Annotated in this window: 15 protein-coding genes and 1 pseudogene; 9 read left to right on the forward strand and 7 right to left on the reverse strand. The window is 66.0% G+C overall.

Going from position 1 to position 13,068, the window contains the following annotated elements; all coding sequences use genetic code 11:
- Positions 1 to 25 precede the first annotated feature (25 nt).
- The 3 genes from B7G52_RS07670 to B7G52_RS07680 all read left to right on the forward strand — a co-directional run bounded on the left by B7G52_RS07670 (position 26) and on the right by B7G52_RS07680 (position 1,238).
- Positions 26 to 481: a CHRD domain-containing protein gene (locus B7G52_RS07670; protein WP_170954713.1), complete on the forward strand. Its 456-nt coding sequence runs from the start codon at positions 26 to 28 to the stop codon at positions 479 to 481.
- 199 nt (positions 482 to 680) lie between these two features.
- On the forward strand, positions 681 to 887 hold the full coding sequence (locus tag B7G52_RS07675) for a hypothetical protein (protein WP_096697027.1): 207 nt from the start codon (positions 681 to 683) through the stop codon (positions 885 to 887).
- 57 nt (positions 888 to 944) lie between these two features.
- A complete protein-coding gene (locus B7G52_RS07680; RefSeq protein ID WP_096697028.1) occupies positions 945 to 1,238 on the forward strand; it encodes a hypothetical protein in 294 nt (97 codons plus the stop codon).
- A gap of 144 nt (positions 1,239 to 1,382) precedes the next feature.
- Here the strand turns inward: B7G52_RS07680 and B7G52_RS07685 are convergent, their stop codons facing one another.
- Together B7G52_RS07685 and B7G52_RS07690 are read right to left on the reverse strand one after the other, a co-directional pair.
- Complete coding sequence (locus tag B7G52_RS07685; protein ID WP_096697029.1) at positions 1,383 to 2,291, reverse strand: hypothetical protein; 909 nt, start codon at positions 2,289 to 2,291, stop codon at positions 1,383 to 1,385.
- A 225-nt stretch (positions 2,292 to 2,516) separates the two neighbouring features.
- Positions 2,517 to 2,744, reverse strand: a pseudogene (locus B7G52_RS07690) (amidohydrolase family protein); the annotation flags it as partial.
- 83 nt (positions 2,745 to 2,827) lie between these two features.
- Between B7G52_RS07690 and B7G52_RS07695 the strand changes: the two are divergent.
- Genes B7G52_RS07695 through B7G52_RS07710 form a run of 4 tightly spaced genes read left to right on the forward strand, consistent with a single transcriptional unit; the run spans position 2,828 to position 5,698 of the window.
- Complete coding sequence (locus B7G52_RS07695) at positions 2,828 to 3,445, forward strand: glycine zipper 2TM domain-containing protein (RefSeq protein WP_096697030.1); 618 nt, start codon at positions 2,828 to 2,830, stop codon at positions 3,443 to 3,445.
- Entirely contained in the window at positions 3,442 to 3,678 is a 237-nt protein-coding gene (locus B7G52_RS07700; RefSeq protein ID WP_096697031.1) for a PepSY domain-containing protein, read from the forward strand. The genes B7G52_RS07695 and B7G52_RS07700 overlap by 4 nt, the downstream gene beginning before the upstream one ends.
- A gap of 20 nt (positions 3,679 to 3,698) precedes the next feature.
- The gene (locus B7G52_RS07705) at positions 3,699 to 4,370 is read left to right on the forward strand and encodes a response regulator transcription factor (protein ID WP_096697032.1); all 672 of its coding nucleotides are present in this window, start codon (positions 3,699 to 3,701) and stop codon (positions 4,368 to 4,370) included.
- Positions 4,367 to 5,698: an ATP-binding protein gene (locus tag B7G52_RS07710; protein ID WP_096697033.1), complete on the forward strand. Its 1,332-nt coding sequence runs from the start codon at positions 4,367 to 4,369 to the stop codon at positions 5,696 to 5,698. The genes B7G52_RS07705 and B7G52_RS07710 overlap by 4 nt, the downstream gene beginning before the upstream one ends.
- Before the next feature lie 303 nt (positions 5,699 to 6,001).
- On the opposite strand, the gene phbB is transcribed toward B7G52_RS07710, so the two are convergent.
- On the reverse strand, positions 6,002 to 6,721 hold the full coding sequence (gene phbB, locus B7G52_RS07715) for an acetoacetyl-CoA reductase (protein ID WP_096697034.1): 720 nt from the start codon (positions 6,719 to 6,721) through the stop codon (positions 6,002 to 6,004).
- A 333-nt stretch (positions 6,722 to 7,054) separates the two neighbouring features.
- On the opposite strand from phbB, the gene B7G52_RS07720 reads away from it, so the two are divergent.
- Positions 7,055 to 7,630 (forward strand): hypothetical protein, encoded by a 576-nt coding sequence (locus tag B7G52_RS07720; protein ID WP_141397401.1) that lies wholly within the window; start codon positions 7,055 to 7,057, stop codon positions 7,628 to 7,630.
- 97 nt (positions 7,631 to 7,727) lie between these two features.
- Here B7G52_RS07720 and B7G52_RS07725 read toward each other — a convergent pair whose 3' ends face one another.
- The 4 genes from B7G52_RS07725 to B7G52_RS07740 are packed head-to-tail and all read right to left on the reverse strand — an operon-like array spanning position 7,728 to position 12,254.
- Complete coding sequence (locus B7G52_RS07725; RefSeq protein ID WP_096697036.1) at positions 7,728 to 8,864, reverse strand: HupE/UreJ family protein; 1,137 nt, start codon at positions 8,862 to 8,864, stop codon at positions 7,728 to 7,730.
- Positions 8,861 to 10,057 (reverse strand): hypothetical protein, encoded by a 1,197-nt coding sequence (locus B7G52_RS07730; protein WP_240523361.1) that lies wholly within the window; start codon positions 10,055 to 10,057, stop codon positions 8,861 to 8,863. The genes B7G52_RS07725 and B7G52_RS07730 overlap by 4 nt, the downstream gene beginning before the upstream one ends.
- A 4-nt stretch (positions 10,058 to 10,061) precedes the next feature.
- On the reverse strand, positions 10,062 to 10,691 hold the full coding sequence (upp, locus tag B7G52_RS07735; protein WP_096697037.1) for a uracil phosphoribosyltransferase: 630 nt from the start codon (positions 10,689 to 10,691) through the stop codon (positions 10,062 to 10,064).
- A 48-nt stretch (positions 10,692 to 10,739) separates the two neighbouring features.
- Positions 10,740 to 12,254 carry a helicase HerA-like C-terminal domain-containing protein gene (locus tag B7G52_RS07740; protein ID WP_096697038.1) on the reverse strand — a complete coding sequence of 505 codons (1,515 nt, stop codon included), beginning with the start codon at positions 12,252 to 12,254 and terminating at the stop codon, positions 10,740 to 10,742.
- A 65-nt stretch (positions 12,255 to 12,319) separates the two neighbouring features.
- Here B7G52_RS07740 and B7G52_RS07745 point away from each other — a divergent pair, with 65 nt between their 5' ends.
- Positions 12,320 to 13,045, forward strand: coding sequence for a YebC/PmpR family DNA-binding transcriptional regulator (locus tag B7G52_RS07745; RefSeq protein ID WP_096697039.1), 726 nt, complete (start codon positions 12,320 to 12,322; stop codon positions 13,043 to 13,045).
- Positions 13,046 to 13,068: the final 23 nt, after the last annotated feature.

Consider the following 13,068-nt stretch of genomic DNA (forward strand, 5'->3'; position numbering starts at 1 on the left):
CGTCCTTCCACTGGAGACAAGCATGATGATTTCCCGCCGCCACGCGTTTCGTTCCACCCTGACAGCCGCAGCCGCGGTGTTTCTGGTTTCGGGTTGCGGCATGATGCCGTCGCAGTCCAACCTGCTGGCATTCACGACGCAACTGCGCGGCGCCAACGAGGTGCCGGCGGTGGCCTCCAGCGCCAGCGGCAAGGTGGATGCCGTGTTGAACAAGGACACCAACCTGTTGCGCTGGCAACTGAGCTACGAAGGCTTGAGCGGCCCGGTGACCGCCGGCCACTTTCACGGCCCGGCCCTGGTGGGCGCCAACGCGGGTGTGGCCCTGCCTTTCACCGGCCCCATCACCAGTCCGATGAGCGGCCAGGCCACGCTGACACCGGCTCAGGCGGCCGACCTGATGGCTGGCAAGTGGTATGCCAACATCCACACCGCCAAATTTCCGGGTGGTGAAATTCGCGGGCAAATGACCGCCCGCCCCTGATTTTTGCGCGGCACCTCACCTTGACCCCGGCGGGCAGGGTGGCCAGTATTTTCTGGATGCCGTCCAGCCCGGCAGAGGGTTCCATCTGTCCTACAGGTAGGGAATCATCACGCTGACGGGCGCGCGTGTCGCCCGGCGGTAGGCTGGTCAGGAAACGTCAACGCCGCTGCCAGCCAGCGGGCAACCCAGGAGAGCAGCCATGAACCATCATCCCGTCCTGTCCGGTCACAAACCGGCGCAAAACACGCCCAAGGGGCCCCAGCCCGCCAGTGGCAGTCAGCAGGCCCTGGCCGAAAAAGCGGCCAACAGCCCCGCCAGCGTGAAGGCCCGTATTGATTCGACCAACATGCCGGACAAGCCGCCGCTGGATCACCAGCACACGCCCAACAGTTCGGGCCGGAAATAAAACGCCAGCCCTGCCATCCCTCATGACCCCTGTTACCACTTGATTCAAGGACGCACCATGACCAGAAAACTCTCCACCTTCGTTGTTTCAGCCCTGCTGCTTGCCAGCGGCTCCGCCGTTCTGGCCCAGCCTGCGGCGATGGAGGAACGGCTGCTTGAACGCGGCGCCGTCGCCGACAGCACGCCGCAGCAGAAATACCGCACCGCCATCAATGAAGCCGGCGGTGGCTACAAGCTGTACCTCGAGGAATGCGCGAAGATGGCTGCCGCCGAACGCACCGCCTGCCGCCGCGAGGCCAAGGCGGTTTACGACCGCGACATGGCTGCTGCGCGTCAGCTGCTGCGCAAGTAAGAAGCAAGGAAGAAGCAAGGGAAGGGTAGGGTGCCGTAACGGTGTGCCAACCCACGGGCTGGCGCATCTGCATCGGCCAGTCACGCCCGCTGCAACGGCCCGGCCCAAAGCCTCCGCCTTGAAAGGCGGCCGGTGGGACCGGACTTATTCTGCCGCCTGCTGGCGCCGGTGTTCGCTGCGCTTCATGGAGAGGTAAGCCGTACGCTCGATTTCATGCAGCTGGCGCGGATACCGTTCGGTTGCGTCAAACCATTGCTGCAGGCGTTTTTCCAGCTGCTCGGCAGGCGGCGCCGACAGCGAGGCCATGTAGGCGTCAATCGCCAGGTAGTAGCGCATGGTGTTGCGCTCGACCGCACCGCGCATGCCGTCCACATAGGTTTTTTCGCCACCGGCCGGGTTGTCCACCAGCGTGAACCCAGTTTTGCCGCTGCCGACCGTCGCCAGGTAGCCCTGCATGGCCATGCGTCCGGCCATGCCATAGCCGTAGGAATACTGCAGGTGCATGAAGGTCTTGCCGGCGGCAAGCGGCACCACCCGGAGGTTGATGCGGTAGTTGTTGGTTCCCAGCGGGCCTTTGTCCGCATTGAGCTGCACCGCCATGTAGTCCGGCGTGGCGCTGGCCAGCTTGAAGTCAAAGGCCAGGGTGTAGGCGTCCTTGACTTCCTGCGGCCCCTTTTTGCCAATGCTGACTTCCAGTCCCGTGGGGCTGCCGTTGCCGCCGGTGGTGCGGCAGAACTTGGTGTTGAGGTGCAGCATCAGCACGTCGCACCAGTTGTCGGGGCTTTTGAAAGCCGTGATCACCCCTGAAAACGGGTAGTTGATGACCGCATAGGCGTTGCCGCTCACGGCATTGGCGGCTTCGGTGGATTCAATGACCAGCGGCCTTTGAAACTCGCTGCGCCCCAGCTGGGGGGCGAGGGCGGTGTATTTGGCCTGTAGCGCCGCCGCGCCCGCGTCGTTCGGCACAGCCAGGGCGCTTCCGACACAGACCGTGGCGGCCATCAGGCCGACGGCGGCTTGTTGGTAAATGGATTTTCTGCTTGCTTGGGTCATTGTGACAGTTTGCCTTCCGGAAAGCCGGTGTTTGGTGGCTTGCTCTTCTGTCCTACATGGTTTGGGCGCGAAGGCGAAAGTTAAAGTGGCAAGTCAGGGGAAAAACATGTCAAGGCCTAGAAAAATGCAACCGGGGGTAATTTCCAGGACATGTCAGGGCAGTCTGGCGTATCAGGCGCCTGGCGCGGCGCTGCGCAGGCACTCCATCAACTGCTGGCTGACGGGCATCACCTTCGCCGCGTTGGTCGTCACCGCGTCGAAGCAGGTGCGTATGCCTTTCTGGCTCGCTATCTGCGCCACATGCAGGCCCATGTGCGCCACCTCCAGCATGTAGTCGCAGCACACGCCATACCAAAGTTCCATCCCGCAGTCGTGGCCGAAGGCGACGTTGACGCCGGCGGCCATCAGCTCGGGCACGCGGCTCATGCCGCGGCGCTTGGGACAGGTGTCGTGAAGAATCTTTTATCGATTTCGTTCAGCTTGCGTTCACCTGCCTCTTTGTAAGCTCTGCTCCACATCAACCAAGGAGCCTCTTCATGAAACGTTCTGCCATTCTTTGCCTGACCACGCTGCTGGCAGCGGGCGCCCAGGCCCAGACCTTCAACGACACGGCCCGCGTGCGCAATGTCAACCCGCGGTACGAGAACATCTCTGTGCCGCGCAACGAGTGCACCAGCCAGTGGGTGACCGAGCAGCAACCCGTGGCAGCTTCGCGCAATTACGGCGGGCTGGCGCTTGGCGGCGTGGCCGGCGCCTTGCTCGGCAACCAGGTTGGCAAGGGCCACGGCCGCGAAGCCGCCACCGCGGTGGGTGCCGTGGTCGGCGCGCTGGCCGGCGAGCACTTTGCCAACCAGAACAGCTGGGGTGGTGGCTACCAGCAGGCAGCGCCGCAGCAGCGCCAGGTGCAGAATTGCCGCACCGTCAACGACGTGCAGTCCCGCCTCACGGGCTACCAGGTCGAGTACGAGTACCGCGGCCAGGTCTACAGCACGGTGACCCGCGAGAACCCGGGCCGCACCTTGCCCGTGCGCGTCTCGGTGGCCCCGCTGGAGTCGGTGGAGTCGGTGGGGCGCGAGTACCAGGGCGCACGCGAATACCAGGGCAGGCGCGATGACCGTGGCGGTCGCGAGTACCATGGTGCTTACAACCGATGAACCTATTTGCCAAACTGCTCTGCGCGGCCTTGCTGGTGGTATCCAGCCTGGCCTGGGCCGACCTGAGCCGCGACGACGCGGCCGCGGTGGCCCAGCGGGCCAGTGGCGGCCGCGTGCTGTCCGTCGAGAAGTCCGAGTCTTCGGGCCAGCCGGTATGGCGCGTCAAGGTGGTCACGCCGGCGGGTGAGGTTCGCGTGATCCAGGTGGACGTCGCCACCGGCCAGGTCCGCTAGGGCCGCGGCAGCTTTAGCCCATGCGCTTGTTGCTGATCGAGGACAATGCCGCGCTGCGGCTCACCCTGGCCCGCCAGCTGGAGGCTGATGGCTACCGGGTCGATCAGGCCAGGGACGGCGAAGAGGGCCTGTTCCTGGCGCGCGAGTACCCGGTTGACCTGGTCGTCGTCGACCTGGGGCTGCCCAAGCTGAACGGGCTGACCATCGTGCAGCGCCTGCGGCAGGAGGGGCGCGCCCTACCCATCCTGATTCTCACCGCGCGCGGCAGCTGGCAAGACAAGGTGGTGGGCCTGGAAGCTGGGGCCGACGACTACCTGGTCAAGCCTTTCGAATACCCGGAGCTGGCGGCGCGGCTCAAGGCCTTGCTGCGGCGTTCGCTCAAGACTGCCTCTGACGTGCTGACGCTGGGCCCCCTCAGCATCGACCTGTCGGCGCAGGCGGCGCGGCTCAATGGCGCGGCACTGGAGCTCACGGCGTTCGAGTACCGCCTGCTCGAGTACCTGGTGCGCCAGCGCCCGGCCATCGTCACCAGACAGGCGCTGTCGGATTACCTGTACCCGCACGGGGAAGACCGCGACAGCAACGTGCTGGAGGTGCTGGTCGGCCGCCTGCGGCGCAAGCTCGACCCGGACGGCAGCCTTGGCCCGATCGAGACCGTGCGGGGGCGCGGCTACCGGTTCACCCTGGAATGAGTGCCGGCTACTCCATCCGTGCCCGTCTGCTTCTCGGGGCTGCGCTGGTGCTGCTGGCTTTCATGGCCGGCGCGGGGCTGGCGGTGCAGCGCGCCCATGAGGACAGTGTGCGCACCGTCTATTTCGGCCGGCTGCAGAGCACCATCTACCTGCTGCTGGCGGCGGCCGAACTCGATGCCGGCGGTGCGTTGGTGATGCCGCCGGAGTTTGCCGAGCCGCGCCTGTCGCTGCCGGGCTCCGGCCTGTACGCGGGTATCCACAACGTGTTGCGGGGGGAGCAGTGGCAGTCGGCCTCGACCCTGGGCCTTCAGCCACCCTTTCTGCGCAGCCTGCAACCCGGTCAATGGCGCAACGAGAGGGTGGATGGGACCGGCGGGTCCTTCCTGTCAGTCAGTTATGCCGTCACCTGGAAGGCCTCCGCGCGTGAGGCGCCGCTGGTGCTCACGGTGCTGGAAGACCGCGCGGCCTTCGTCCGCGAGGTCGGCGCCTTCACCCGCACCCTGTGGCTCTGGCTGGGCGGCGCCGCCGTGCTGCTGTTGCTGGCCCAGCTGTGGCTGTTGCGCTGGGGCTTGGCGCCGCTGCGGCACGTGGCCAACGAGATCCGGCGTATCGAAGAGGGCGAGCAATCGCGCATCGAGGGCCGCTACCCCACCGAAATCTCCGGCCTCACTGACAACCTGAACACCCTGATCCAGCAGGAGCGGGTGCGCCAGGACCGGCATCGCGACGCACTGAGCTTTCTGGCCCACAGCCTGAAGACCCCGCTGGCCGTGCTGCGCAGCGCCCTGGCCGAGCCGGCGCAACTGCCGGCCACCGTGGCCCAGCAGGTGAGCCGCATGGACGACATCGTGCAGCACCAGCTGGGGCGCGTCATCGTCGTGGGCGCCGCGCGTTTTGCGCCGCCGCTTTTGGTGGCGCCGATCCTGGAACGCATTCGCGACGCGCTGGCCAAGGTGTATGCCGAGAAAGCGTTGGACTTCAACGTCGAGTGTCCGCCCGAGCTGACCTGGCGCATCGACGAGGGCGACTTGTTCGAGATGCTGGGCAACCTGCTGGACAACGCGGCCAAGTGGGCGCGCAGCCGGGTCAGGGTGCGGGTGTGGCGCGAAGCCGGGCGCTTGTGCATCCGCATCGAGGACGATGGCCCCGGGTTCAGCGACACCGAGTCCGTCCTGCGGCTCCACGTGCGGGGGGACGAGCGCGTGCCCGGGCACGGCGTCGGGCTGGCAGTGGTGAGCGACCTGGTGGCCAGCCACCAGGGGGAACTGAACCTCACACGCGGCGCGCTGGGCGGCGGGCGGGTGGACATCGTGTTGCCGGTGCCTTGAGAGACATGCGCTTCAAGGTGAAAGCCGGAAGTTCTTAACTTGCCTTGAAGAAGGCGGTCCTGGCGGGTCGGTTGGCGATAGTTAAGCTGGCTACCACCTCCGCCGTCTCTGCCAGCAGTTTGCCCTTCCTCCAGACCTTCAACCGGTTCGCCCGGATCTGGGGTGTACGTTCGTTGCGGTAGGTGTCGACATCCTGATGTTCGCCAACGCCGCGCGTCGCCTGTCGGCGGAGTTCAGGGGGCGGACACGCAGCCCGATGCCTATGCCGGGCCCGCCAGTGCAGTCTATTGAAAACGGCAGCGCTCAGTCCAGGTATTTGCCGCCATTGATCGACAGCGTGATACCGGTGATGAAGCCGGCGTCATCCGCAGCGAGGAAAACGACGGCGCGGGCGATCTCCGCCGGAGAGGCCAGACGGCCGACCGGCACGGTTTTCAGGATCTGCTCCATCACCTCGGGCCGCACCGCGCTGACCATGGCGGTGTCGGTGTAACCCGGTGCGATGACATTGGCCGTGATGTTGCGGGAAGCGCCTTCGAGCGCCAGCGACTTGGTGAAGCCGATCAGGCCGGCCTTGCTCGCCGCATAGTTGGTCTGGCCTGCCTGGCCTGAAAGTCCGTTGACCGAACTCATGTTGATCACCCGGCCAAAACGGCGTTCGCGCATGCCCTCGATCACCGCGCGGCACATGTTGAAGCAGCCGCCCAGGTTGACGTCGATCACCTCGCGCCATTGCTGGGCGCTCATCTTGTGCAGCATCACGTCGCGCGTGATGCCGGCGTTGTTGACGAGAACCTCGATCGGCCCGAGGGCTGCCTCGACCTCCGCGACACCCGCCGTGCAGGCCGCGGCGTCGGCCACGTTCCAGGCAAAAGCCGCGATGCCGGTGCGGGCCGTGAAGGCCTCGGCGGCAGGCTGGTTGCCTCCGTAATTGACTGCCACGCGGTAGTCCGCAGCGAGCAGGGCTTCCGCCGTGGCGGCCCCAATGCCGGCGGTGCCGCCGGTGACCAGTGCAACCCGCATGTCAGGCCTTTCCGGCAAGGTGTTTCAAGACCGCCACGTTTCCCGCGGCGGGAAGGTTGGTCATTGTGGGTTCGCTGGTGGCCATGGTTTTCTCTGCGTTGTTGACAGGCTTCACATAGGGCTCGCACCCTTCCATGCCACTGTAGGAAAGGCCGGGTTGGCCAGCGTTGAGATGGATCAAGTCAAGAGGCCGGCGTGGCCAAATTTTTCGCCGTCGAAGCAGGGCAGTGCGGGCCAGCTCGCCAGCCCGCCGGTACCCTTGCGCTGCATCAAGGCGGGCGTGGCTGCGGGGTGCGATGCTGCTTTCCCTCAGCCCTTCCTGGAGTGACCATCATGAACTTCAAACGCATCCTGATCCTCATCACACTGGCCGTGGCAGGGTCTGCAGGTTTTGCCGCCAGCGACAGCGCGCTGGAACGCGCCAATGCCACGGCCAGAAAGGCCGCCCAGGAGGCCGCCGAGGCCGGCCGCAAGGCCGCCTCCAGCGCCAAGGCCGCGCTGGAAAAGGCCGAGACAGCGGTAAGCAACGCAACCAAGCGCGCCGCAGAAGCCACGCGCCGCGCGGCTCAACAAGCCGAAGTCGCCGCCCGAAAGGCGGAACAGCTGGCCACCGTCGCGGTGGAAAAAGCCAGAGCCGAGGGCAAAGAGTTGGCCCGCAACGCCGAAAGCAAGGCCAAAACGGCGACTGAGGCCACCCGCGAAGCCGTGCAAAAAGCGGAAGAAGGCGCCCGGCAAGTGGGCCGCGCCAGCAAGGAAGATGCCCTCAAGGCCGCCCAGGCGGCCCGGGACGCCCTGCACAAAGCTGAAGAAGCCAGCCGCGAAGCATCCCGCGCCACCAAAGAGGCCGCAGACAAAGCCGTGGAAGCCGCCCGCAAGAAAGCAGACAAGGACGCTGCGCCGTCCAAATAATCAGCGCGCCAAGCGGCATGGCGTCTTCGGCTGCTGCCCCCCGAGTAGCGCGGAGTGGTGGAGGTCCGGGACAGGCCTTGCCCGCAATGCAATGCGGCTACAGGTCGAACAGCCTTTGCACCAGCCACCAGGCGGCCAGCATGGCCACCAGCACCGAGCCAGCCTTGAGCACACCCACGCGGTAGAACGTCGTGCCGCGCAGCGCAAACGCCACCGGCAGGAACACGGCGACGATGGCCAGCTGCCCGAGCTCCACACCGGCATTGAAGCCCACCAGCGCCAGCACCAGCGCGCCCTGCGGCAAACCCAGGTCGGCCAGCACGGAGGCGAAGCCGAAGCCGTGGATCAGCCCGAAGGCAAAAGCCATGACCCAGCGTTTCGACTCGATGGTGCCGCGCAGGTTGTTCAGGGCGGCAAACACGACCGATGCGGCAATGGCCGACTCGACCAGGCGCGAGGGCAGGCTGATGATTTCCAGCGCGGCCAGGCTCAAGGTGATCGAATGGGCCAGCGTGAAGGCGGTGACCACCTTGAGGACTTCCCTGGTTGCACCACCGAAGCGGGGCGCGCCGACCCACCGGCCATCCTGGCGCACCAGCACCGCCGGCAGCAGCAGCGACAGCAGGAACAGGATGTGGTCGTAGCCGATCCAGATGTGCCAGACGCCATCGACCAGGTACTGGCGCAGCGTGTCCCAGGCGCCCGCGGGCTGCAGGGCCAGCGGCTGTTCGGCTGACTCGGTACCAAAGATCAGCGCCTGTGCAGCGGTGCCGCCCGGCGCAATCCACTGCACCAGGCCGCGGTGCGAGGGATCGACGTCAAAGAGCAGGGAATAGCGGGCCCTCAGCCCGGCGTCCAGACCGGGACAACGTGCGGCGAGGCTCAACACCGCATAGGTGCCGTCGCTGTGCTGGTCCAGTTGCAGCGGCGCCGTGGTGTTCCAGGCGCAGGCCTTGCCCGCGACCGAGAGTGCCAGGTGGCTGGTGGCCAGGCGCGTGATCTCGGCTTCCCGCTGGCGCACCTCGCCCCAGGTCAACTCGCCGTTGTTGTCGCGGTCCAGCTGCAGCACGTAGTCCAGGTCGCGCAGGGCCACATCCCAGCGCACCGCGATGTCGCTGCTGCCCCCCGTGCCGCGCAGGGTCAGGTAACTGTCGCTGGGTTTGTGGGCGAGGGCGCCGGTGGCGGCCAGCAGCAGGGCCAGTCCGGCCAGCCCGGTGCGCAGCACGCGCATCATCGGGTCGCTCCCCGCGCGGCGAGCTGGCTGGCCAGCGCGGACAGGCGGGCGTCTTCGTAGCGGCTGGTCCGCAGCCAGTCGAGCGCGGGCTGGGCGGCCTTCGCGTCCTTGGCCGCCAGTGCCGCGCGCATCAGGATTTCGGCGTCGCGCGGCTCTTTTTGCACCTGGTAGTTCAGGCTGGCAAAGTGCAGCGCCTTGCGCGGCTGGCCTTCGATGTCCAGCTCGAAGCGCGCGGCTTCCTGTTCATGCAGGCGGTCGCCGCGCTGCGCGGCGGCATCAAAGCGGTCGCGCAATTGCGCGGCCCAGCCAACGGCGCGCGCATCTTTCAGCGCCCGACCGGCCAGTGCCAGCCGCAGCAGCAACACATCGGAGCGTTCCCAGCCTGCCAGCAGCGTCAGCACCTCGGCCGGCCGCCCGCGGTCGAGCAGAAAGTCACCCCAAGCCGCCAGCAGGAACTGGTCGGTGATGCCCAGGGCCAGCGCCCGTTTGAAATAGTCCTCGGCCTTGTCAAACCGCTGCAGCCGCACGGCCATCTCGGCGAGCCGGGTATAGGTCCATAACAGAAGTTCCGGTGGCGCACCGGCGCTAGCGGCTGCGGCCGATGTCAATTGATCGTGGGCCGCAGGCAATTGCCCGGTGGCTGCCCGCACGTAGGCTGTGCAGCCTGTGCCGAAGAGCGGCAGGCTCAGGGGCGTCAGCCTGGCACACTCGGCCAGCGCCTCGGTATAACGCGCCTGCACCATGAAAATTGCGGCGCGCCAGGCCAGCGGCTCCACCGCCGTGGCGTCCGCCCTGGCCGCGCGCTCCAGGCTGGCCAGGGCCGGCCCGAAGCTGTGGCTGTACTGCTCGAGCTGGCCGCGCACTAGCCAGTAGCCGGCGTTGTTCTGTGCGCTGGCCGCCAGCGGCGCGAGGGTGGCCGACGCGTAGCCGATGTAGCGCGGGTCGCCCTGCGCCATGGCCATTTCGAAATAGCGGCGGGCGATTTCTACCCTGAGCCGGGCGTCATCGGGATGGGCGGCCAGTTGCCTGCGCAGGGACTCGACGCGGCGCAGTTCGGGGTCGCTGGCGCGCGCCGGCAGGCGCTCGACGACGGCGCTGTCCTGCGCGGGGGTGAACGGCGCGGCGACGGCGCCAACGGCCACACCGGCACACAACGCCGCGAAGATGCCGCGGACAAACAGGTGGCGGGCCAAACGTTTACTTGGTGCCGAAAATGCGGTCGCCCGCATCACCCAGGCCGGGCAGGATGTAGCCGTGTTCGTCGAGCTGGCGGTCAATGGCCGCGGTGTAGATGTCCACGTCCGGGTGGGCCTTCTGCATGGCGGCAATACCTTCGGGGCAGGTCAGCAGGCAGACGAACTTGATGGACTTGGGTTTGAGTTTCTTGAGCCGGGTCACGGCGGCAATCGCCGAGTTGCCGGTGGCCAGCATGGGGTCGACGATCACGATGTCGCGCTCTTCCATTTCCTGCGGCATCTTGAAGTAGTACTCCACCGGCTCCAGGGTTTTCGGGTCGCGGTACAGCCCGACGTGGCCGACGCGGGCGCCCGGCACCACATTGAGCATGCCCTCCAGGATGCCGTTGCCGGCACGCAGGATGGACACAAACACCAGCTTCTTGCCGTCGATCATGCTGCCGGTGGTGGTTTCCAGCGGGGTCTCGATTTCGACGTCCTGCACCGGCATGTCGCGGGTGACTTCATAAGCCATCAGGCTGCTGAGCTCGTTGAGCAGGGTGCGAAAGGTGTTGGTGGAAGCGTCCTTGCGGCGCATCAGGGTCAGCTTGTGCTGCACCAGCGGGTGGTCGATCAGGTGAACCTTGCTCATAGATATCCGTTTGCTTTTCTGTTGTCGGGTTGGTTGGAAATAAAAGGTTCAGCGCTTCTTGCTGCCGAACAGGCCGCCCAGCACACCGCGGATGATTTCACGGCCGACGGTGGAGCCCATGGTGCGCACCGCCGACTTGGCCATGCTTTCGGCCAACCCCTCGCGCCGGCCGCCGCGCGGGCCGGTGCTGCCGAACAACACGTCGTTGATGCCGCCCAGAATGCCGCCGGAAGCCGCTTGCCCGGCCGCGCCGCCGCCGGCGGCTTTGGCGGCCTCGGCGGTCGCGACTTCAGCACGTTCCTTGAGCATCTCGTGGGCCGATTCGCGGTCCACGTGTTTTTCATACACCCCGGCCACCAGCGAGCTTTGCATCAGGGACTGGCGCTGCTGCGGCGTGATCGGGCCGATCTGGCTGCCCGGCGGCAGCACAAAGGCGCGCTCGGTGACGCTGGGGCGGCCCTTGCTGTCGAGAAAACTCACCAGGGCCTCGCCGACGGCGAGCTCGGTGATGGCGGTTTCAATGTCCAGGCCGGGCTTTTGGCGCATGGTCTGCGCCGTGGCCTTGACGGCTTTCTGGTCACGCGGCGTGTAGGCGCGCAGCGCGTGCTGCACCCGGTTGCCGAGTTGCGCCAGCACCGAGTCAGGGATGTCCAGCGGGTTCTGCGTGACGAAATAAACGCCGACGCCTTTGGAGCGCACCAGGCGCACGACCAGCTCGATGCGCTCGATCAGTGCCTTGGGTGCTTCGTCGAACAGCAGATGCGCCTCGTCGAAGAAAAACACCAGCTTGGGCTTGTCGGGGTCGCCGATCTCGGGCAACTGCTCGAACAGCTCGGACAACATCCACAGCAGAAAGGTCGCGTACAGGCGCGGCGAGTTCATGAGTTTGTCGGCCGCCAGGATGTTGACCACGCCCTGGCCGTCAACCGTCTGCATGAAGTCGCTGATGTCGAGCATGGGCTCGCCGAAGAACTGGTCGCCGCCCTGGGTCTCGATCTGCATCAGGCCGCGCTGGATGGCGCCCACGCTGGCGGCGCTGATGTTGCCGTACTGGGTGGTGAACTGGCTGCCGTTGTCGCCCACGTACTGCAGCATGGCGCGCAGGTCTTTCAGGTCCAGCAGCAGCATGCCGTTGTCGTCGGCGATCTTGAAAACCAGGTTGATCACACCGGCCTGGGTCTCGTTCAGGCCCAGCATGCGGCCCAGCAGCAGCGGCCCCATGTCGGACACCGTGGCGCGCACCGGGTGGCCCTGTTCGCCGAACACATCCCACAAGGTGGTGGGGCAGGCCAGGGGCACAGGCTTGTCGATGCCGCGCTCCTTGAGCACGGCCGCCATTTTTTCGCCGATATTGCCGGCCTGGCTGATGCCGGCCAGGTCGCCCTTGACGTCGGCCATGAAGACCGGCACGCCGATTTTCGAGAAGTTTTCGGCCAGCGCCTGCAGCGTCACCGTCTTGCCGGTGCCGGTGGCGCCGGTGATCAGGCCGTGGCGGTTGGCCAGCCCGGGAAGCAGCTCACAGTGGGTGGAAGCATTCCTGGCAATCAAAAAGGGCTCGGCCATGGGGTGTCCTCTAGGTGAAAAAGTAAAATGCGGTTTGTAGATTAAATCAATTCCAAAGGATTTCCGTGGCTGGTCACAGTAAATGGGCGAATATTCAGCACCGCAAGGGTCGCCAGGACGAGAAGCGCCAGCGTGTCTGGACCCGTGTCATGCGCGAAATCATGGTCGCGGCCCGCATGGGCGGCGGCGATCTGAGCACCAACCCGCGCCTGCGCCTGGCCGTGGAAAAAGCCAAAGCGGCCAACATGCCCAACGAAAACGTCAAGTACGGCATTGCCAAGGCGACCGGCAGCCTGGAAGGCGTGCATTACGAGGAAGTCCGGTATGAGGGCTACGGCATAGGCGGCGCGGCCATCATCGTGGACTGCATGACCGACAACAAGGTGCGCACCGTGGCCGAGGTGCGCCACGCCTTTTCCAAATACGGCGGCAACATGGGCACCGAGGGTTCGGTGGCTTTCCAGTTCAAGCACTGCGGCCAACTGGTTTTTGCCCCGGGCAGCGACGAAGACAAAATCATGGAAGTGGCGCTGGAAGCCGGCGCCGACGACGTGATCACCGACGAGGACGGCGCCATCGAGGTGCTGACGCCCTACACGGCGTTTGAAGCCGTCAAGAACGCGCTCGAAGCGGCCGGCCTGGTGCCGGAAGTGGCCGAAGTGACCATGCGCGCCGACAACACCATCGAGCTCACGGGCGCCGAGGGCCAGAAGATGCAGAAACTGCTGGACGTGCTGGAAGACCTGGACGACACGCAGGACGTTTTCCACAACGCCGCCATTTCAGAATAAACACCCAACCATGAAAGTTTCCG

The organism is Polaromonas sp. AER18D-145 (assembly GCF_002379095.1).
Classification (GTDB): Bacteria; Pseudomonadota; Gammaproteobacteria; order Burkholderiales; family Burkholderiaceae_C; genus Polaromonas.